The organism is Kineosphaera limosa NBRC 100340, from assembly GCF_000298215.1.
Classification (GTDB): Bacteria; Actinomycetota; Actinomycetes; order Actinomycetales; family Dermatophilaceae; genus Kineosphaera; species Kineosphaera limosa.
This window is the reverse complement of the sequence record NZ_BAHD01000022.1, coordinates 42141-61317: the sequence shown is the minus strand read 5'-3', so window position 1 is coordinate 61317 and position 19177 is coordinate 42141. Positions and strand designations below refer to the sequence as shown.

The window sequence follows — 19177 nt, the reverse complement described above, 5'->3', positions numbered from 1 at the left end:
CGACATGACTGCAACCACCGCCTCCGGGCCCACCGCGTCATCCGGCACCGGGACCGGGCAGCGCCCACCGCAGCAGCTGCGCCGCCCCCGCCTCATCACGGTCAGCTTTCTGGGCAAAGTGCTCGTGCTGTCCATCGCCGCACTACTCACCCTCGGCCCGGTGCTGTGGACCGTCTCCACCTCGCTGCGGCCGGTCACCGAGTCGCTCGGCGCCACCCCGACGATCTGGCCGACGAGCCTGGACTTCGGCTCCTACGCCGACGTCTTCAAACAGGTCGACATGTGGCTGCTCGTGTGGAACTCCGTGCTCGTCACCGCCGCCTGCGCGATCGGGCAGATGATCACCGCGGCGATGGCCGGCTACGTCTTCGCCAAGGTGCCGTTCAAGGGACGCGAGGCGATCTTCGCCCTCGTGCTCGCGACGATGATGGTGCCGATGCAGGTCACGATCGTCCCGGTCTTCATGCTGATCCGCGGCATGGGGCTGGCCGACACGCTGCTCGCGCTCATCCTGCCCGCGATCCCCACCGCGTTCGGCACGTTCCTCATGCGTCAGTACTTCCTCGGGTTGCCCGACGAACTCGGCGAGGCCGCGGCTATCGACGGCGCCGGGCCCTGGCGCACCTTCTTCTCCGTCTACGCGCCGCTGGCGACCCCCGGGCTGGCGATCGTCGGCATCCTCGCGTTCAACTTCCACTGGAACGAGTTCTTCCGACCATTGATCCTCACGATCAGCGAACAGAACTTCACGCTGCCGCTGGGGCTGGTCTCCCTGCAGGGGAACATGGGGACCGGCAGCGTCGCGACCGTGCTGGCCGGCGTCGTGATCTCGATGATCCCCGCGCTCGTCGTCTTCATCTTCGGCCAGCGGACCCTGCGCGAGGGCCTCACCGCCGGCAGCCATCGCTGACACGTCCCTGCCCTGCGATTCGAGAGAGGCTCCATGCCCGCGCAATCCGCCCTGCCCAGCTACCACATCCGCCCCGGCCGCGGTTGGCTCAACGACCCGAACGGGATGACATATCGGGACGGGCGATGGCACGTCTTCTACCAGCACAATCCCGCCGCCGCGGTGCACGGCGACATCCACTGGGGCCACGTCAGCAGCGACGACCTGGCGACGTGGACCCCGCATCCGGTGGCCTTCGGGCCGACGCCGGACGGGCCGGATCGAGCCGGCTGCTGGAGCGGGGTGTTCGTACCCGACTCGTTCCGGGGCGCCAACGAGGTCAGCGATTCGGGCGTGAGCGATTCGGAGGTGAGCGATTCGGGCGCGCAGGCGCTCGTCGCCTACAGCGCGGTGTCCGACGAGACCGCGCACAGCACCACGGTGCTCCGGCGCGCGCTCGACAGCTCCCCCTCCTCGACCCTCGACGAGTGGTCGGAGCCGTGGGTCGTCGCCACGACGCCGGAGGCCGACGAGGTGGCGCAGATGCGGGACCCGTTCCTGTTCACGTTCGGCGGGCGGCGCTGGGCGCTGCACGGCGCCGGGCTGACCGACGGGTCGCCGGCGGTCCTGCTGTTCGGGTGCGACGACCCCGACGCGTGGACCTACGAGGGGCTGTGGTTCACCGGAGCCGGGGCGCTCGGCGCGGAGCTGCTCGGGCGCTTCCCCGCCGACATTTGGGAGTGCCCGCAGCTCGTGCTCGGCGACGACTCGGACGACTCGGACGGGCGCGCCGTCCTGGTGCTCGCGACGCAGCACCACGGGAGCCTCGACGACGTCGTCGCGGTCGTCGGCGACCTGGAGCCGTCGAGCGACGACCCGACGCGGCCGGCCTTCAACGCCGCGGCCTTCGAGCGCCTCGACCTCGGGGACGCCTGCTATGCGCCGCAGTTCGCCGAGGATCCGACCGGTTCGTGGCACCTGGGTTGGGTGCGGCAGAGCGACGTGCCGGCCGATCCGAGCGACCCGGACGCCGACCTCGTCGCCGGCTGCCTCACGCTGCCGCGACGCATCGGCGTGGTCGGCGATCACGTCGTCGTGACCCGCGCGCAGGAGCTCGACGCGCTGCTCAGCGGCGACTCTCGCGCCCTAGCCGCCGGGGGACACGAGCTGCCGTCGGCCTGCGTCGTGCGCACCACCGGTGGAACACTGGGCTGGCCCGGCGGGGTGATCGACCTGCCTCCGGTCCCCGTCGAGGTGTGGGTCGACGGCGAGGTCGTCGAGGTGTACCCCGTGCTCGGGGCGACGCCGCCCGGGTCGGCCTCCGCTCCGGATACTCCGCGGGTCCCGGCGACGTACCGCCGCGTCGGCGCGACGTGGCGCCTCGATGTCCCGACCGACGACACCGCGTGGCTCGAACTCGTCGCCCTCGGCGGGGCCGACTGACCGGCAGCCCCCTGGCCGAAGGTCGACCCACCAGCCGTGCGCATCGGTCGGAGAACGACTACTCGTGCCGGCCCTTCGCCCGGACGAGGGCGCAGGTGCGGGGCGCGAGGTGCAGGCCCTCGACGGCGACTCCGGATCGGACGTCCACGCCGCGCACCTCGTCGAGGCGCACCGCCTGGTCCCCGTGGTTGAACCAGAAGGTGACGCCACCGCGATCCCGCCGCTCGACTCCGGGAGGCAACGACGATCCGGTGATCCCGGCACGGCCGAGGACGAGGTCGAGGAGCCGGTCGCGACCGCGAGCATCGAGGTCGGTCCCGACGTACCAGCCAGCACCCCCCTGCGGCGCGCCCCGCACGGTGACCGCCGGGTCGCCACGCAGATCTGTGCAGTCGAAGGTGGCGATGATCTCGACCGGCGAGCCGTCGGCATCCTCGACGTGCACGACCTCGGACCAGCCGATGCCGCCCCCAGCCCAGGCCGCGCCGTCGGGGCCCCGCAGGGCGATCCCCCGCTCGGCCCCCGGCGCCCCGACGGCGGCGGAGATCCGATCGACGCCCGGGTCGAGCGGCTCGGCCGGTCCGCCCGGCCCGCCCGTCCGGCTCGGCACGAGGGGCTGGACATCGACGGCGCGCGGGGAGAGGTCGACGACCCGCACGCCGAGCAGCTCACTCAACTCCCCCGCGTAGCCGCCGAGCACCGCGTGCCCGTCGGCGTCGACATGCCCCGTGAGGTAGGTGACGACGACCTGCGCCCCGGCGCGGACCGCCTCCGCGAGGCGGGTGACGTGGGCTTCCTCGAGCCGATAGAGCGAGGGCACGACGACGACCCGATACCCGGTGAGGTCCTGACCGGGATGGGCCAGGTCGACGAGGTGACCGCGCTCGAAGAGGCTGGCGTGCCAGGCGCGCACGCCGTCGTGGGCGGCGCGTTGGTCGATCGGGCCGAGCGCGTCCTCCTGGGCCCACGCGCTGCGCCAGTCCCACAGGATCGCGACCTGCGCCTCGACCTCGCTCCCCCGCACATCGGCGAGGGCGCGCAGGGTCGCGCCGAGCGACGTCACCTCCGCCCAGGTGCGGCTCGCCGGGCCGGCGTGCGGCACCATCGCGCCGTGCCAGGTCTCCGCGCCGGCGACCGACTGCCGCCACTGGAAGTTGAGGATGCCGTCGGCACCCCGCGCGACGGCCCCCAGCGACCACAGCTCGTACTGACCCGGCCGCTTCACCGCGTTGCGGCCGCGCCATTGGACCGCCGAGGTGACCTGTTCCATCTGGATCCACGGGCGCCCCTGCCCCAGGGAGCGCATGAGGTCGCACTCGAAGGCGAAGGTGCGGGCACCGCGCGGGTCGGCCGGGTCGGGGTAGGAGTCATTGCTCACGAAGTCGACGTGCCGCGCCCACTCCCAGTAGTCGACCGGCCCGAAGAGCCCCATGAAGTTCGTCGTGATGGGGATGGCCGGGTTGGCGCTGCGCAGGATGTCGCGCTCGAGGAGGTACAGCTCGAGGAGGGCGTCGGAGCAGAACGCCCGCCAGTCGGTGAGCCGGTGCGGGTTCTGGAACGTCGGAGTCGGGCGCGGCGGGATGACCTCCGCCCACGTGGAGAGCCGCTGCGACCAGAACGCCGTGCCCCACACCCGGTTGACCTCGTCCAACGATCCGTAGCGGCGGCGCAGCCACTCCCGGAAGCGCTCGGCCGACTCCTCGTCGGCGCTCTCCCAGACGTGGCAGGCGTACTCGTTGCCGACGTGCCACGCGACGAGCGCGGGGTGATCGGCGAAGTCCTGCGCCATCCGCTCGACGAGCAGGTGGACGCGCTCACGGAAGATCGCGCTGCTCGGGTTGTACTGCTGACGCGACCCCCACCACAGCGTCCGCCCGTCGGGCGTGACCGGCAGCGTGCTCGGGTGCTCCGCCCCGAGCCAGGCAGGCGGCGAGGCCGTCCCCGTCGCGAGGTCGACGCCGATCCCGGCCTCGTGCAGGGCGTCCATGACCCGACGCAGCCAGCCGGTGTCGAACTCCCCCGGCCGCGGCTCGAGGTGGGACCAGGAGAAGACGCCGAGCGTCACGACGCTCACCCCGGCCTCCTGCATGAGGCGGATGTCGTCGGTCAGGACCGCGTCGTCCCACTGCTCGGGGTTGAAGTCCGCCCCGTAGGCGAACCCCGCCCCGAGCATGGCGGGCAGGCGTGGCGGTTCGGGCGCGGGCGCCGCTCTCATGAATACCTCCGGCGAAATCGGTGTCTGGATGTCTCGTGGGTCGCGCGTCGTCACTTGGCGACGGTGAAGCCCTGCTCGGTGCCGTACGTGACGTTCTGCTCCTGCCAGGCCGCCAGGCCGGCGTTGATGTCGGTCTTGGCGAGGTAGGCCTTGCCGACGGTGTCGGCGTAGATGCTGTTGGCCTAGCCCTGCCACGGCAGGTACTGCCAGCCGGTGCCGACCGACTTCGCGGCGTCGACGAGCACCTTGTTGATCTGCTGGCCGCCGAAGTACGCGGACTTGGCCTCGAGGAAGGCCGGCGCGTTGAGCTGCTTGACCGTCGCCGGGAAGCCGCCGCCGGCGAGGAACACGTCGATGGACTCGTCGGAGGAGTTGAGCCAGCGCAGGAAGCCGGCCGCCAGAGCGGGGTTGGCCGACTGCTTGACGACGACCTGGGAGCTGCCGCCGTTCTCGGCCGTCACGGGGGCGCCGCCGTCGTAGGTCGGCATCGGGGCGACCGCCCAGTCACCGGCTCCGCCCTTCGCGCCGGACTCCAGGACGCCGGGCATCCACGCCCCGATAGGCAGCGTGGCGATCTTGCCGTCGGCCAGGCCGGCGAACCACTCGTCGCTCCAGCCGGAGATCTGGCTCATGAGCCCCTCGGAGACGAGCGTGTTCCACGTCGCGGCCCACTTCTTGGTGCCCTCGTCCTGCAGGTTCACCGCGACGTTCTCCCCGTCGACCTTGAACGGGCGACCGCCCGCCTGCCAGATCATCGAGGTGCCGAAGCCCGCGTCGCCGCCGGCGTCGTTGGTGATGTAGATGCTCTTGTCGGCCGCGTGCAGCGTGCGCCCGGCGGCGACGTACTCGTCCCAGGTCTTCGGCACGGCGACCTTGTGCTTGTCGAAGACGCGCTTGTTGTAGAAGAGGGCCATCGGGCCGGAGTCCTGCGGCAGCCCCCAGACGCCGCCCTGGGTCACGGCGCCCCAGGTGGAGGGCGTGTAGAGGTCCTTGAGGTCGCCGAAGCCGTACTCGGTGAGGTCGACGAGGCTCTGCTTGAGCACGAACTGCGGCAGCGACTGGTATTCGAGCTGCACGACGTCGGGTGCGCCCGAGCCGGCGCTGATCGCGTTCTGCAGCTTGAGGTTGTTGTCGCTGGCGGAGGCCGTGTTGACCAGGGTGACCTCGACCTTGGGGTAGGCCTTCTGGAAGGCGGCCACCTGGGCCTTGGCCTGCGGGGTCCACGTCCAATAGGTGAGCTTGCCGCCCTGCGCCAGAGCCGCGTCGATCGCGGCCTGGGAGTCGGGGTTCGCCGCGCCCGCACCGCCCGTCGCGGCAGGGTTCGAGCCGCCGCCACCGCAGGCGGCCGTCGTGCCGAGGACCGCGAGGACGGCCGTCGTGGCCAGGGCGCGCGCGAGGATTCGGTTGTTCATGGTGATTTCCTTTCGTAGCGCCCAGGTGGCTTTGGGCGTCGTGCTCAGGGAGTTCTTGTTCGAGTTGTCTCGTTGGCGCGGTGTGTTGCGCAGCGCGTTGTTCAGCCCTTGACGCCGCCGGCACCGAGGCCGGACTGCCAATAGCGCTGCAATAGGAGAAAGGCGAGCACGATCGGGATGATCGTCAGGACCGATCCGGTGATAACGAGGTGGAAGATCGGGTCGGAGCCGACCCCGGTCGCCTGCGCGCTCCATTGCGTCAGGCCGATCGTCAGGGGAAAGAGGTTCGGATCGTTGAGCATGATGAGCGGCAGAAAGTAGTTGTTCCACACGGCGACGATGGAGAAGAGCGCGACGGTCACCACACCTGGGGCGAGCAGTCGCAGTGAGATCGTGAAGAAGGTCCTCAGTTCGCCCGCACCGTCCACCCGGGCCGCTTCGAGAAGCTCCACGGGCACGGCATCGATCGCGTAAACCCACACGAGATAGAGACCAAAAGGCGAGATGAGCGAGGGGATGATGATCGCCCAGATCGTGTTGGTCAGGCCGAGGTGGCTGAACATGAGGAAGGTCGGCACCGCCAGTGCAGTGCCCGGCACGGCGATGGCACCCAACACCACGGCGAAGACCGCGCGCTTGCCGGGGAAGGAGTACTTCGCCAGGCCGTAGCCGGCCATGGTGGCCAGCAGGGTGGCGCCCCCGGCCCCGGCCAGCACATAGAGCAGGGTGTTGGCGAACCAGCGCAGGAAGATGCCGTCGTTGTAGGTCAGCGTCTGCGCCACGTTGTCGAACAGCGCGAACGGCCCCGAGAACCACAGGCCGAACGAGCCGAGCAACGCCTCCTGGGTCTTCGTCGAGCTGATGAGCAGCCAGACCAACGGTAGAAAGGCGTAGAGCAGGAAGATCGCCATCATCGCGGTGAGGAGCTTGGATGACTTGGGGTTGAAAAGCTGGCTCGGGGTGCTCATCGAAGGTCCTCTCGGCTGCCACGTAGTTGCACGATGTAGGCGATGACGGCGGTGATCACGCCCATGACGATCGCCACCGTCGCCGCGTAGTTGACCTGCTGGCCGAAGAAGCTGAGGTTGTAGGCGTACATGTTCGGCGTGTAGAACGTCGTGATCAGGCTGGGCGCAAAAGAGCGCAAAATGTTCGGCTCGTTGAAGAGCTGGAAACTGCCGATGATCGAGAAGATCGTCGCGATGACGATGGCCCCGCGTAGTGCGGGAAGCTTGATGCTCCAGACGGTGCGCAGCGGTCCGGCGCCGTCGAGCGCGGCCGCCTCATAGCGCTCCAGCGGGATCGAACTGAGCGCGGAGTAGAAGATCAGCATGTTGTAGCCGAGGAACTCCCACGTGACGATATTGCCGATCGCCACGAGAATCCATTGGGCCGAGAACGGGTCGGCCCCCAGCCCGAGCGCCGCATTGAGGTCGGCCAATAACCCCATGCGCGGGGAGTAGATGTAGCCCCACATGAGCACCGCGACGACGCCCGGCACGGCATACGGCAAGAAGAGCCCGATGCGAAAGAGTGCCCGGCCCGCGAGCCTCGGGGAGTCCAGGGCAAGGGCGGCGACGAGCGCGAGGCCGAGCATGATCGGCACCTGGACCACGAGGAAGAGCCCGACCCGCAGCGCTCCTTCGTGCAGCTTGGGGTCGGCCAGCGCTTGCGCGTAGTTCGACAGTCCGACGAACGAGACGCCGCCGATGAGCCGGTCCCGGAAGAGGCTGAGGTAGAGCGCATAGGCCACCGGCGCCAGGAAGGTCAGCGCGAAGACGCCCATGAAGGGGCCGACGAACATCCAGCCCTGCCATCGGCCGCGCCTGCGGCTCGGGCGGCTGAGCCCGCTGGGGCCCCCGCTCTTGCGCTGTGGTGCGACGGTGTCGCGCGCCATCGTTGTCATCGAATCGACCTCACTGTCAGCTCCGTGTGATCGCAAACATGGCAGACTCGACGGGCGATGTCAACGCAAACATGGTAGAAATCTCACATGACATCGCCGTCCGCCGAATCGGCCGAACGCCGTCCCCAGCCCGCCCGAGGGGGCCGCCCCGGTCGCGGGCCCTCGATGACGCAGGTGGCTGAGCTCGCCGGCGTCTCGAGCCAGACGGTGTCCCGGGTCGTCAACGGCCGCACGAACGTCGACCCGGCGACCCGCGACCGGGTCGTCACGGCCATGGAGGACCTCGGATATCGCCCGAATCGCGCGGCCCGCGCCCTGAAGTCGGGGCGCTTCCGCAGCCTCGGCCTCATGGTCCTCGACCTCGAGTCCTACGGAAACACGCGGACCGCCAACGCGATCACCCTCGAAGCGGCCCGCGTCGGCTACCTCGTCACACTGCGACCGCTCGGCGTGCCCACCATCGAGGCGGTGTCCCAGGCCTTCGAGAGCCTCATCGAGGGGACCGACGGCGTCGTCCTCCTTGTCGAGGCCTCGACCCTCGATCGCGCCCGCATCGAGTTTCCGCCAGGGCTTCCCGCCATCCTCGTCGACACCGACCAGGAGTCGAGCTACACCGTCGTCGACAACGATCAGCGGCTCGGGGCCCGCCTCGCGGTCGAGCACCTGCTCGACCTGGGTCACGAGACGGTCTGGCATCTCGCGGGTGCGCAAGACAGCCACCCCGCGGACGCCCGCGAAAACCAGTGGCGCGAGACCCTGAGCCGGCACGGACGGACCATCCCCCCGGTGATCCGCGGCGACTGGAGCGCGCAGTCCGGCTACGAGGCCGCGCGGCGGATCGCCGCCGAGCCGGGGGTCACCGCGGTCTTCGCCGCCAACGACCAGATGGCCCTAGGCCTCCTGCGCGGCCTCGACGAGGCCGGCCGCCGCGTGCCGAACGACATCAGCGTCGTCGGCTACGACGACATGCCGGAATCGGCGAACTTCATCCCTCCCCTGACCACCGTGCACCAGTCCTTCGACCGCGTCGGCGTGGCCTGCGTGACCTCTCTCGTCAGAGAGATCGAACAGGGGGTTCGCACCGAGCGCACCATCATCCCGGTCGAGCTGGTCGTGCGCTCGAGCACCGCGCCACCGCCCGGCTTCACCGCCGCGACCCCCGATCAGGGGCCGCCGCGGGGCTAGCGTTCAGACGAGATCGGTTGGGTGCCAGGGTCAGTCGGCCGGCGCGGTGGTGGAGGCGCGTTCGATGAGCGGGCATTGCAGGAGCCGCAGCAGGTTGGGCTCCGGCGGGGTGCCGCTCAACTGGTCGAGCAGAATGGTGGCGGCCTGCTCCCCCATCGCCCGGTGCGGCAGGGCAAGGGTCGTCAGCGGCGGGGTGAGCCGTTCGGCCAGGTGCTCCTGGTCGTCGAAACCCACGAGGGACAGGTCGTGCGGCACTCGCAGGCCGAGGGTGGCAGCGGCGAAGGCCACCCCGGAGGCAGCGCGGTCGGTGATGGCGAAGATCGCAGTCGGCCGTTCGTTCGGCGGCAGCGGCCGGCCGGAGGCGTCGGCCAGGACGCTCATGGCGCCGCGATATCCATCGTCCATGTCCCACCCGAAGATGCGCACCGCGGCGGCTGGCTCGGGGTGTCCAGCCGACTCCAGAGCGGCCCGAAAACCCTTCTCCCGAAGCGGTCCCGAGATGTTACCGGCGTCGCCCGCCTCGGCTCCCGGGCCCGAGAGCATGACGATGCGGCGATGGCCCAGCCTGAGCAGATGCTCCGCCGCACGGCGTCCTCCGCCGATGTCGTCGGGGATGACGGCCGGAGCCACGGCCTCCGGGATGTAGCAGTTGGCCAGCACAAGCGGCAGCGTCGTACTCGGCAGCGCTGCTAGCTGGATGTGGCCCATCGTGGCGTAGAGCAGCCCGTCGACCTGACGGCGGGTCAGTTCGGCGATGGCCTGTTGCTCGCGCTCGTGCTGGGTGTCCGTGTCGACCAGCAGCAGCACGTAACCATTGGCTGCCGCGACGTCCATGGCCCCCGCGACGATGCGTCCGGCGAACGGGGAGGTCGCGATGTGGTCGGTGACCAGGCCCAGTGCGTGCGAGCGCTGCCGGCGCAGCGACTGCGCCACGGAGTTCGGGCGGTAGTCGAGCTCGCGGGCCGCCGTCAGAATGCGCTCGCGGGTGTCGGCGGCGATATTGCCCGCGTCCTTGCCGTTGATGACCAGCGAGACCGCCGACAGAGAAACGCCGGCCCGCGCCGCGACATCCGCCAGTTTCGTCCGTGGACTCACCAGGTCAGCGTACGGGCCGTAGCCCGACGATCTGCGGCGACAGGTTCAGTCGCCGAGGGTCTGCCCGAAGACGTTCGCGCGGACCCAGGCGTGCATGGCGATGGCGGCCGCGGCGCCGGCGTTCATCGAGCGGGTCGAGCCGAACTGGGCGATCTCCAGCACGTCGCGGCAGGCGGCGAGCGCCTCGGGGGTCAGGCCGGGGCCTTCCTGGCCGAACAGCAGCAGGCAGCGACGCGGCAGGCGATAGGTCTCCAGCGGCACCGAACCCGGCACGTTGTCGACCCCGAGGATCGGCAGCGACTCCCCCGGCCCGTCGCCGGGCTGACCGGCGGCCCAGTCGACCAGCGCGGCGACATCGGGGTGATGGTGCTCGTGCTGGTAGCGGTCGGTGACCATCGCGCCGCGACGATTCCAGCGGCGCTTGCCGACGATGTGGAAGGCGGCCACGTTCATCGCGTTCGCCGTGCGGATCACCGACCCGATGTTGAAGTCGTGGCCCCAGTTCTCGACGCCGATGTGCAGCTCGTGCCGGCGGGTGTCGAGGTCGGCGACGATCGCCTCGTGCCGCCAGTAGCGGTAGCCGTCCACGACGTTGCGGCGGTCGCCCGCGCCCAGCAGCTCGGGGTCGAAGTGGTCGGCGGTGGGCCAGGGCTGCGGGTGGGGACCGACGCCGACCACCTCACTCATCGAGCGCCCCGCGGCAGAGTCGCTGACAGCGCGCTGAGAGAGACCACTGGGTGGGTGTCACGCTCCCGTAGCTTTGGTGGTGTGTTCGTGCCACCCACCATCGACTGGATGGACCCCCAGTTCTTGCTCACCCACTTCGGGGCGAGCTTCTTCTGGGTCAGCACCGCGATCATCTTCATCGAATGCGGCCTCCTCTTCCCGCTGCTGCCGGGTGACTCGCTTCTGTTCGCCGCCGGCATGTTCATCAGCCGCGGCGACATCCCGGTTTCCATCGTCGTCGCCTGCGTCGCGCTCTCGGTAGCGGCCCTCGCCGGCAATGTCGTCGGCTACGAGATCGGTCGTGCCATCGGCGCCCCGCTCTACGAGCGCGACGGCCGCTTTCTCAAGCGCAAGTACTTCGAGCAGACCACGGCGTTCTTCGAGCAGCACGGCAACCGGGCCCTGGTCATCGGCCGATTCGTGCCGGTGGTGCGCACGTTCATCACCGTCGTCGCGGGCGTCGGCCGCATGGACCGCCGCCGGTTCTTCACCTGGAGCGCGGTCGGCGCGATCCTTTGGGCGACCGGCATCACACTGCTCGGCTACTTCCTCGGCGGCATCCAGTTCATCCACGATCACCTCGAGGCCGCGATCCTGACGATCGTGCTCATCTCGCTGCTCCCGATGGCGATCGAGTTCATCGCGCACAAGCGCCGCACCCACGCCATCGTGGAAGAGGCGATCACGGCCGGCCAAGACGTCGTCGCCGCCCATCGCCAGCCCGAGAACCCCTGACGCCCGAACTCATAGACGCCCGAAGTCACACCTGCGGCCGACGGCTCACCCTGAACCCTCACGGACTCCCGCCGCCCCCCTTGGGCAGCGGGAGTCCGTTGCGTTGGGTGAGGCCGATCGGCCGGCTGGCGCCGACGCCCAGCGGTGCCGGCGGCCGGCGTCGACCAATGGGGTGTCGACCAAATGGGGTGTCGACCGAGGGTCAGCGCCCCTGGGCCTCGGGGTCTGCCGGGCGCGCCTGGCCGGGCTGGCGCTCGTCCTGGATGGGGCTCGGCTGGTAGCCCTGCCCCAGGCCGCGGTTGGCGTCGTAACCGCCGGAGAGCTGGCCCGGCTCGTTGCCACCGATGCCCTGGGCCTGCCCCTGCTGGTAGCCCTGGCCGCCCTGGCCCGGACCGGCGACGGTGCCGCCACCCTGGCCGAAGCTGACCTGGGGAACGTTCTGCGCAGCGGGCTCGGCCTCGAAGTACGGCTCCTTGCCGATGCCGCCCATGCGCGCCAGGAAGTTGGTGGGCACCGACTCGACCTTGGTGTTGAGGTCGCGCACGGTGGCGTTGTAGTAGCGCCGCCCGGAGGCGATGCGGTCCTCGGTGGAGGACAGCTCCTGCTGCAGGGCGGTGAAGTTGGCGTTGGCCTTCAGGTCGGGGTAGGCCTCGCTGATCGCCATGAGGCGGCCCAGCGCCTGGCTGAGTTCACCCTCGTTCTGCGAGGCGGCCGTCGGGGAATCCCCACCCTGGATGGCCTGCGAGCGGGCCTTCATGACGGCCTCGAGCGTGCCCGCCTCGTGCGAGGCGTAGCCCTTGACCGTCTCGACGAGGTTGGGGATGAGGTCGTGCCGACGCTTGAGTTCGACGTCGATCTGCCGCCACGCCTCTTGCACGAGGTTGCGGGAAGCGACCAGACCGTTGTAGCCGGAGAAGCCCCAGATGACGCCGCCGACGACGACCAGCAGGACGATGAGCAGAATGATGAGACCGATGGACACGGACAACCCCTTGTAGGTCGGAGGCGGGTTCGTCCCGATCCTACGCGGGCACACCGACAACGGTCAGTGGCGCTGCTGGCGGCCCCGGTGAGGGCAGGGTGTTCCGGCCCCGCGCAGAGGTCGCGGACTCCCTCGTGCGGGCAGCTCAGGCGAGGCCGAGATCGCCCAGACCGTAGGCGAATCGGTAGGGCAGCCCCGCCTCCTCGACGCGCTCTTGGGCGCCGGTGGAGCGGTCGGCGATGACGGCCACCGCAACGACGTCGGCCCCCGCCTCCCGGCACGCTTCGACGGCCGTCAGCGCGGAGCCGCCGGTCGTGGAGGTATCTTCGACCACGAGCACCCGTCGACCCGTGATGTCCGGGCCCTCGATCCTCCGCTGCAGCCCGTGGGCCTTCTCGGCCTTGCGGACGACGAACGCGTCGAGGCGCTCACCGTGAGCCGCGGCGTCGTGCAGCATGGCGGTCGCGACCGGGTCGGCACCCATCGTCAGGCCGCCGACGGCGTCGAACTCCAGGTCGGCGACCAGATCGCGCAGCACCGCTCCGACCAGCGGCGACGCCTCGCCGTCGAGGGTGACGCGGCGCAGGTCGACGTAGTAGTCGGCCTCTTTGCCCGAGGAGAGGGTGACGCGGCCGTGGATGACGGCTTTGTCCTTGATGAGCTGCTGGAGGCGCTCGCGGGCGGCGGGTAGGTCGGCGGAGGTCGTGCTGGAGTCGGTCACGGCCGCTACCTTAGTGCGCCCTTTTGCGGGAGCGGCGGCGACGCCCCAAGGCCAAGGTGGCGCGGGAGGCCAGCCCCGGTGGGGTGGCCTGCAGCAGCGCGGTCAGCGCCTTGTACGGGGCTCCGGGCACGCTGATCGCCCGGCCGCGGGCGAGGTCGCGCAGGGCGACGTCGACGACCTGGTCGGCCTCCAACCAGGCGAACTCCGGCAGCCGCGACATGTTCATCTGGGCCCGCTGATGAAACTCGGTGTGGGTGAAGCCGGGGCACACCGCGCTGACGAGCACCCCGTGGGCGGCGAGGTCGTTGGCCAGGCCTTGGGTGAAGGTCGTGACCCACGCCTTGGCCGCCGAGTAGCTGCCGCCGGGCACGAACGCCGCCACCGAGGCGACGTTGAGGATGCCGCCGTGCCCGCGCTGCGACATGGCGCGCCCGGCCGCGTGCGAAAGCACCAGCACTGCCCGGCACATGACGTCGAGGGCCTTCTCCTCGTCGGCGACATCGGACTGTAGGAACGCCGTGCGCAGCCCGAAGCCAGCGTTGTTGACTAGGAGGTCGACCTGGCCTGCTCCCCCGGGCGGCCCGTCGCCGGCGACGCGATCGGCAACGACCTGCAGCGCTTGCCGGTCCGCCAGGTCGGCGGGCAGCACCTCGACCCGCACCCCGGCGGCCTCGCGCAGCTGCCCCGCCAGTGCCTCCAACGCCTCGACGTTGCGCGCCACGAGCACCAGGTCGTGCCCCCGTGCGGCCAGCGTGTTGGCGAACTGCGCGCCGAGCCCCGCGCTGGCCCCCGTGATCAGTGCAGTGCTCATGCCACGACACGCTACGTCGCCGTCCTCGTAGCCGAGACGTCAGTGGGCCGGGCCGAGCGCGACGGGGCATGCCCCATCGCAACGGGACACGGCCTGACCCGACCGGACACACCTGATGCCCTGTGCTCCGTCGGGTCACCCTGTGTCCCGTTGCTGGGCTGGGCTCCTCAACCCCAGATGTCGGTGCGGCGCGGCGACGGTGGGGCCAGGCCGCGCGCGATCCCGACCCGGAAGACCGCGTACGGGCGCTGGCCCGGCGGCACCGCCCTGGTCAGCACGGCCTGCGTGTCAGGCACGTCGAGCAGTTGGCTCCACGGGTGCACGGACCAGCCGTGGCGGCCTGCGAGCAGCCACAGGCGCAGCAGGTCGGCCCCGAGAGCGCACTCTCGCTCAGGTGACAGGTGGGCGGGTGCGTGCAGCACCAGAAGCGCTCCGGGCCGGGCGGCGCTGGCGAACCGGGCGAGCGTGCGCAGCACCCGCATGCGGCGAGCTGCCGGGTGGAGCCGCGGCCGCAGCACTCGCGCCAGCGCCGCGACCTGCCAGGCGGGCAGCAGCAGCGCCTCGTGTCCGAGCCCGTCGTCGGTCCGCAGCCGCCGACTGCTCGAACGCCACCGCAGCCAGCGAGTCAGCTCCGCGGCTGCCGCCGGATCCTCGAACTGCTCGCGGTCGGCGACGCGAACCAAGTCGGTCGCCAGCGCGGGATCGACTGCCAGCAGGCCGACCCCGAGTCTGCGGCCTGCCTCCGTCAGACCCGCCGCCAACGCCGCGACCGCGTCGATGCCGTCCGGGCCGGCGACGTAATCCCCGCGGTGGGTGCGCCGCGCCGCGACCTCGGCGGCGCTCGGCGCGAACTCACCCACAGCAGGACTGGTCGACACCACGTTCCCCGGCACCTCGGCGGCATCCGGCCGGCCTCGGCCCGACACATCGCCCGATGGGCCGCCGTCAGGCTCCCGGCGCAGCAACCCGGCGACCTGCCCCGGCTCGTCCCACGACCAGGCCAGCGCGAGGTCGTGGCCGCCGTGCAGCGGGTCGGCCAGCACCAGCCGGATCGCTTCGGCGAACGCCCCAAGGCTGAGCCGCAGGTCACGGCCGGTGGCGTCGGTGACGGGTAGGGTCCGCGCCGGGTCCCAGCCCAACTCCACCTGCTCGCCGTCGACGCGCAGCCGCCACGGTTGGGTGTTGTGGGCGCTCGGCGCACGGCTCCACAGCTCCTGGCTGGCGCGCAGGTCGCCGATCCAACCGGCGTCGTCTGTTGCGTCGGTGCTGGCTGCGGTCATGGCGACTCCGACGGCAGGTCGAGGCGGTAGAAGGTCGTGCCGTGCAGCGGGCGTCCGCCCATCCGCTCGTACTGGGCGGCCGACGCGGGGTTGTCGTCACCGACGAACGTCGAGCGCAGCGTCTCGTACCCACCGGCGTGCAGGCCGGCCAGCAGCTCGCGGGACAGCAGCCGGTTGAGCCCGCGGCCCTGAAACTGCGGCCGGGTGCCCTTGACGATGAGCACCGCCTCCCGCCGATAGCGGTGCCGCGTCGCCAGCAGCCGCACCGCCTCCAGGGGACCGAGGCGACCGTCGACCGACATGACGAAACGCGACAGGTCGGGGACCACGAGCACGAACGCCGCCGGCTCCCCGTCGGCCTCGACCCAGATCAGCAACCGCTCGTCGAGCAGGTGCGCCAACCCGTCGGTCGCCTCCGCCATCTCCTGCGCCGTGATCTGGGTGTAGTACGGCAGCTGCGCGAAGCTGTCGTTGAGCAGGTCGCGCAGCATCGGCACCTGGGTGCCCAGGTCGCTCCGCGACCCGTACCGGAGAGTGACGCCCGGCGGGGCGTCGGCCGCACCGAAAGCGTCGGAGCCGACCGCGTCCAACCGCTCGCAGATCCAGGTGGCTCCGGTGAAGCACCGTGTGAATCCCGCGGCCTCCCACACGTCGGGGTACCAGGCCGGGTTCCACGGTGAATCGACGAATCCCCGCTCTCCCCAGCCGGAGGTGATGACCCCGCCGGTCTGGTTCGGCAACAGGCTGACCGGCCCCAGCAGGTGCGCGCACCCGCGGGTGGCCGCCTGGGCGCGAGCGTGCTCGACGAGAGCGGCGAACGCGGCCGGGCTGGCCATCTCCGTGGCGCCCAGGAGCAGGGTGGGGCCACCGATCCGCTCGTCCATGCGGCGGTCGGTGTGCAGCGTCGTGCGACCGACGACGGTGCCGGTGGCGTCGCGAGCCACCCACAGCTCGACGTCGGGGCGGTCGTGCCACGCCTGGATCGTGCGCTGCCACAAGGGCACCGCCATCCCGGCCGGATGCACGCGCAACGGCAGCTCGATGAACTCGCGCAGCTGCACCCGGGTGCGGACCGGTTCGACGCGCAGCCCGGCAGTCATCGGCGATCCGCGGCCGGCCCGGGCACCGATCGCAGGCGGGCGGACCGTCGGACCTTCGGGGCCTGGCGTTCGGTGCTCAACGGCGTGAACCGTTCCTCATGGGCCATCCGCTGGTCTTCAGCGCGCCAGACACCGTTGCTGTAGCCGTGCGGGTCGGCGGCGAAGATCCGCATGAACCGTTCGGTCACTCCCCTGCTGGCCGCACCAGCGGCTGCACTCCCCACGGAGTTGTGTGTGAACCACTCGTGCTCGGAGCCCTGGAGCGCGTGCTGCAACTCCTCGGTGGTGTCGAACCAGGCCAGCAGCCCCACGGTGCGCGGCCGCTCGACGTAGAGCCGGTGCGCGCAGTAGCCCGGCGCCCGCCGCAGGTCCCCGATCAGCCGCCGCCAGCGCGGCAGCGCCGACGCCAGCATCCGCACCGACGCGTACCGCTGCCCACCGGCCAGCATCGCCTCGGCCTGCGCGAGGCGCGGTGCGGCCGAGAAGTCAGTCGTGCGCATCTGCCACCCCCGCGGTCCCCGCTGCGCCCGCTGCCCCCGCCGACCCTGTCACCGGGCGGGGCACCGAACTCAACCCCTCCACCTCCGGGGCATCGCCCGCTGTCGGGATCGATCGGAAGATGCGGATGTAGCCCCCGCTGGCGTTGCGGGTGCCATCGGTGACCCACTCCATCAGCGCACGGTGCTCCCCGCTGCGGGCGAATCGCAGCAGGTCGTCGAGCCGCGCGAACGCGCCGATCGTGCCGAGCGTGAACGGCAGCGCGTAGTACACGCGGTGCGTCCGGTAACCCGGTAGCCGCGCCATCTGGGCCGTCATCCGTCGCCAGCGCGGCGCCAGGACTGCCCACGAGTGCGGGCCCCGATAGCGGCTCGCACCGACGAACACCGCGTCGCTGTCGGCCAGCCCGAAAAGCCCGCGCTCAGCCATGATCGGCCTCGCGATCGGCCCGCGACGGCTGCTGCGCCTCCGCGGGCGAGGGGGCGCGCTGCAGGTAGACCCGCTTGATCCGCGCGGTGTCGTCGGCGAACGGACCCTGGCCCTCCTCGTGTAGTTCGATGCGGATGTCGGCGGTGCGCTCGCTCTCCTCCAGCGACTGGGCGAAGTCGCGGCTGACGCGGGCGAGATAGGTCACCAACCCGGCGCGGCATGTCTGCGCGAACTGCGCCCGCTGCACTTCGTCGAGCCCGTGCCCTGGCCGGAGCAGGATGTGTACGACGGGCTGCTGGTCGACCCCGGCGACCGCGTCGGCGGCCGCCGCGGGATCGTCCTCCAGGGCGAGGGTGAAGGCCGCGATCGACGCGGCAGCCGACGCGTCGGCGTAGAGTCCGTTTTCGACATCCTGGGGGTAGATGTTGGCGCCCATGAACGAAATCGTCGCGTCGGCGCGACCGTAGACGAACAGCAGCGGGAGCTTCATCCGCTCCTTGGCGAACGCCGCCTGAGCGGGGCCGGACCACTCCGGCCTACTGCTCACGATGGTCTGCAGATCGCTCCACGTCAGGAGCAGCGCCTCGTCGCCGATGTTGTAACGCAGCTTCGGCGCGAGCACGGAGGTCGAGGTGAGGGTGCAGACGAGCTCCCGCTCGGGCGTCGTCTCCAGGTAGGTCTCCAGCGGGTTGTACTGGAAGATCATCGGCAGTCGGGTCTCGTCGGGGCCCAACACTGCGGCACGCAGGTCGTCGTCGGCCGCGATGGCTCGCCGCAGCCAGACGCTCAGATTGGTCTCGCCGCCGATGCCGATCGTCAGGTCGCTGGCGCCGTAGCCGGAGCGCACGGTGTCGAAGCGCTGCTCGCAGTAGTCGCGCAGCCCCTCCGTCATCGCTTCGCCGCCGACAAGGCCGTGGATACCGAAGGAGGCCCAGTCGAAGCCGATCGCGTCGAGGCGGTCGCGCAGGTCTTTGAGGAACGGCGGATAGGCCGTGACGATGTAGGTGAAGCCCGGGCCGAAGTGCAGCAGGGTGTCGACGATCTTCTCCAGGTCGGGCCCGGTGTTCTTGACCATCGCGATGCGCGCCATCGCGATGCCGGTGTTCGTGCCGGTCGCCCACGCCCCCATCGAGTACGCGTTGATGACGAACAGTGGCTCCTGCCCGCGATGCACCAACGAGGTGAACCCGGCGACATTGCGGTGGATGTCGGACAGTTCGTTGCGGCCGCGCACCCAGTTGTACGGGGTGCCGGAGCTGCCCGAGGACTCATCGACGGTCGTGCCGCGCGACTCCAACCGGCCGTGCCAACACCGGTCGGCGTCGTCGTGGCGGCGCACGTAGTTGTCCTTGGTCGTCACCGGAAAGGCCGCGAGGTCCCACCAGGCGAATTCGAAGCCGTGCTCGTGCAGGTGCCGCTGGTAGGCGGGCACGTGCAGGTTGGCCATCTGGCACGTCATCCACGCGTGCAGGCGGGCCAGCTCGCCCATCCGGGGCGTGTAGTGGGTCGCGGTGAAGCGCCACAGCGCCGGGTGCGTCTTGTGCAGGGAGTAGACACCGCTGAGCGCCTTGGCCGCCACCCGCAGCCCACCGCGGCGTACGTGCCGCAGGGGCGGGCTGTGCCACACATGGCCGACCGCATCGGTGGGCTCGGCGCGCATCCCGACCGGCCCCGGCCCCCTCCTGCCGAGACCGCTCGGGGTGCGCCGGGCCCCGTCGTCCGTGACGTCCTCGTCCATGCCGCCGTTCAT

Annotated in this window: 18 protein-coding genes; 4 read left to right on the top strand and 14 right to left on the bottom strand. The window is 70.8% G+C overall.

Features of this window, described 5'->3' with window-relative positions; genetic code table 11:
• The first annotated feature begins 4 nt into the window (after positions 1-4).
• Together KILIM_RS07745 and KILIM_RS07740 are read left to right on the top strand one after the other, a co-directional pair.
• Positions 5-910, top strand: coding sequence for a carbohydrate ABC transporter permease (locus tag KILIM_RS07745; protein ID WP_006592102.1), 906 nt, complete (start codon positions 5-7; stop codon positions 908-910).
• Between the two features lie 33 nt (positions 911-943).
• Entirely contained in the window at positions 944-2332 is a 1389-nt protein-coding gene (locus KILIM_RS07740; RefSeq protein ID WP_006592101.1) for a glycoside hydrolase family 32 protein, read from the top strand.
• Between the two features lie 58 nt (positions 2333-2390).
• Here the strand turns inward: KILIM_RS07740 and KILIM_RS07735 are convergent, their stop codons facing one another.
• The 4 genes from KILIM_RS07735 to KILIM_RS07720 all read right to left on the bottom strand — a co-directional run bounded on the left by KILIM_RS07735 (position 2391) and on the right by KILIM_RS07720 (position 7865).
• On the bottom strand, positions 2391-4547 hold the full coding sequence (locus KILIM_RS07735) for a beta-galactosidase (RefSeq protein WP_006592100.1): 2157 nt from the start codon (positions 4545-4547) through the stop codon (positions 2391-2393).
• A 182-nt stretch (positions 4548-4729) separates the two neighbouring features.
• The gene (locus tag KILIM_RS07730; RefSeq protein WP_006592099.1) at positions 4730-5959 is read right to left on the bottom strand and encodes an ABC transporter substrate-binding protein; all 1230 of its coding nucleotides are present in this window, start codon (positions 5957-5959) and stop codon (positions 4730-4732) included.
• Between the two features lie 101 nt (positions 5960-6060).
• Positions 6061-6927 (bottom strand): carbohydrate ABC transporter permease, encoded by an 867-nt coding sequence (locus KILIM_RS07725; RefSeq protein ID WP_006592098.1) that lies wholly within the window; start codon positions 6925-6927, stop codon positions 6061-6063.
• Positions 6924-7865, bottom strand: a complete 942-nt coding sequence (locus tag KILIM_RS07720) for a carbohydrate ABC transporter permease (protein ID WP_083875988.1) — start codon at positions 7863-7865, stop codon at positions 6924-6926. Before KILIM_RS07720 ends, KILIM_RS07725 begins: the two co-directional genes overlap by 4 nt.
• A gap of 87 nt (positions 7866-7952) precedes the next feature.
• On the opposite strand from KILIM_RS07720, the gene KILIM_RS07715 reads away from it, so the two are divergent.
• Positions 7953-9050 carry a LacI family DNA-binding transcriptional regulator gene (locus KILIM_RS07715; protein WP_006592096.1) on the top strand — a complete coding sequence of 366 codons (1098 nt, stop codon included), beginning with the start codon at positions 7953-7955 and terminating at the stop codon, positions 9048-9050.
• Between the two features lie 30 nt (positions 9051-9080).
• On the opposite strand, the gene KILIM_RS07710 is transcribed toward KILIM_RS07715, so the two are convergent.
• A complete protein-coding gene (locus KILIM_RS07710; protein WP_006592095.1) occupies positions 9081-10145 on the bottom strand; it encodes a LacI family DNA-binding transcriptional regulator in 1065 nt (354 codons plus the stop codon).
• Between the two features lie 45 nt (positions 10146-10190).
• The gene (locus KILIM_RS07705; RefSeq protein ID WP_006592094.1) at positions 10191-10832 is read right to left on the bottom strand and encodes a TrmH family RNA methyltransferase; all 642 of its coding nucleotides are present in this window, start codon (positions 10830-10832) and stop codon (positions 10191-10193) included.
• Positions 10833-10919: 87 nt separating this feature from the next.
• Here KILIM_RS07705 and KILIM_RS07700 point away from each other — a divergent pair, with 87 nt between their 5' ends.
• Positions 10920-11606 carry a DedA family protein gene (locus KILIM_RS07700; RefSeq protein WP_006592093.1) on the top strand — a complete coding sequence of 229 codons (687 nt, stop codon included), beginning with the start codon at positions 10920-10922 and terminating at the stop codon, positions 11604-11606.
• Between the two features lie 202 nt (positions 11607-11808).
• Here KILIM_RS07700 and KILIM_RS07695 read toward each other — a convergent pair whose 3' ends face one another.
• The 8 genes from KILIM_RS07695 to KILIM_RS07660 form a co-directional block, all read right to left on the bottom strand.
• Positions 11809-12588 (bottom strand): LemA family protein, encoded by a 780-nt coding sequence (locus KILIM_RS07695; RefSeq protein WP_006592092.1) that lies wholly within the window; start codon positions 12586-12588, stop codon positions 11809-11811.
• 145 nt (positions 12589-12733) lie between these two features.
• The gene (gene pyrE, locus KILIM_RS07690; protein WP_006592091.1) at positions 12734-13309 is read right to left on the bottom strand and encodes an orotate phosphoribosyltransferase; all 576 of its coding nucleotides are present in this window, start codon (positions 13307-13309) and stop codon (positions 12734-12736) included.
• A gap of 10 nt (positions 13310-13319) precedes the next feature.
• Positions 13320-14120, bottom strand: coding sequence for an SDR family NAD(P)-dependent oxidoreductase (locus KILIM_RS07685; RefSeq protein ID WP_006592090.1), 801 nt, complete (start codon positions 14118-14120; stop codon positions 13320-13322).
• A gap of 167 nt (positions 14121-14287) precedes the next feature.
• Positions 14288-15400: a nitroreductase family protein gene (locus KILIM_RS07680; protein WP_006592089.1), complete on the bottom strand. Its 1113-nt coding sequence runs from the start codon at positions 15398-15400 to the stop codon at positions 14288-14290.
• Positions 15397-16500, bottom strand: a complete 1104-nt coding sequence (locus tag KILIM_RS07675; protein ID WP_006592088.1) for a GNAT family N-acetyltransferase — start codon at positions 16498-16500, stop codon at positions 15397-15399. Before KILIM_RS07675 ends, KILIM_RS07680 begins: the two co-directional genes overlap by 4 nt.
• Positions 16497-17000 carry a hypothetical protein gene (locus KILIM_RS07670; RefSeq protein WP_006592087.1) on the bottom strand — a complete coding sequence of 168 codons (504 nt, stop codon included), beginning with the start codon at positions 16998-17000 and terminating at the stop codon, positions 16497-16499. The genes KILIM_RS07675 and KILIM_RS07670 overlap by 4 nt, the downstream gene beginning before the upstream one ends.
• Positions 16987-17427, bottom strand: coding sequence for a hypothetical protein (locus tag KILIM_RS07665; RefSeq protein WP_006592086.1), 441 nt, complete (start codon positions 17425-17427; stop codon positions 16987-16989). Before KILIM_RS07665 ends, KILIM_RS07670 begins: the two co-directional genes overlap by 14 nt.
• Positions 17420-19177, bottom strand: coding sequence for a phenylacetate--CoA ligase family protein (locus tag KILIM_RS07660; RefSeq protein WP_006592085.1), 1758 nt, complete (start codon positions 19175-19177; stop codon positions 17420-17422). The genes KILIM_RS07665 and KILIM_RS07660 overlap by 8 nt, the downstream gene beginning before the upstream one ends.

Excerpts from the sequence above, each read along its gene's own strand:
- KILIM_RS07745 (WP_006592102.1), top strand. The coding sequence starts at position 5 with ATGACTGCAACCACCGCCTCCGGGCCCACCGCGTCATCCGGCACCGGG.
- KILIM_RS07740 (WP_006592101.1), top strand. The coding sequence starts at position 944 with ATGCCCGCGCAATCCGCCCTGCCCAGCTACCACATCCGCCCCGGCCGC.
- KILIM_RS07735 (WP_006592100.1), bottom strand. The coding sequence starts at position 4,547 with ATGAGAGCGGCGCCCGCGCCCGAACCGCCACGCCTGCCCGCCATGCTC.
- KILIM_RS07730 (WP_006592099.1), bottom strand. The coding sequence starts at position 5,959 with ATGAACAACCGAATCCTCGCGCGCGCCCTGGCCACGACGGCCGTCCTC.
- KILIM_RS07725 (WP_006592098.1), bottom strand. The coding sequence starts at position 6,927 with ATGAGCACCCCGAGCCAGCTTTTCAACCCCAAGTCATCCAAGCTCCTC.
- KILIM_RS07720 (WP_083875988.1), bottom strand. The coding sequence starts at position 7,865 with ATGACAACGATGGCGCGCGACACCGTCGCACCACAGCGCAAGAGCGGG.
- KILIM_RS07715 (WP_006592096.1), top strand. The coding sequence starts at position 7,953 with ATGACATCGCCGTCCGCCGAATCGGCCGAACGCCGTCCCCAGCCCGCC.
- KILIM_RS07705 (WP_006592094.1), bottom strand. The coding sequence starts at position 10,832 with ATGAGTGAGGTGGTCGGCGTCGGTCCCCACCCGCAGCCCTGGCCCACC.
- KILIM_RS07685 (WP_006592090.1), bottom strand. The coding sequence starts at position 14,120 with ATGAGCACTGCACTGATCACGGGGGCCAGCGCGGGGCTCGGCGCGCAG.
- KILIM_RS07680 (WP_006592089.1), bottom strand. The coding sequence starts at position 15,400 with ATGACCGCAGCCAGCACCGACGCAACAGACGACGCCGGTTGGATCGGC.
- KILIM_RS07675 (WP_006592088.1), bottom strand. The coding sequence starts at position 16,500 with ATGACTGCCGGGCTGCGCGTCGAACCGGTCCGCACCCGGGTGCAGCTG.
- KILIM_RS07670 (WP_006592087.1), bottom strand. The coding sequence starts at position 17,000 with ATGCGCACGACTGACTTCTCGGCCGCACCGCGCCTCGCGCAGGCCGAG.
- KILIM_RS07665 (WP_006592086.1), bottom strand. The coding sequence starts at position 17,427 with ATGGCTGAGCGCGGGCTTTTCGGGCTGGCCGACAGCGACGCGGTGTTC.
- KILIM_RS07660 (WP_006592085.1), bottom strand. The coding sequence starts at position 19,177 with ATGAACGGCGGCATGGACGAGGACGTCACGGACGACGGGGCCCGGCGC.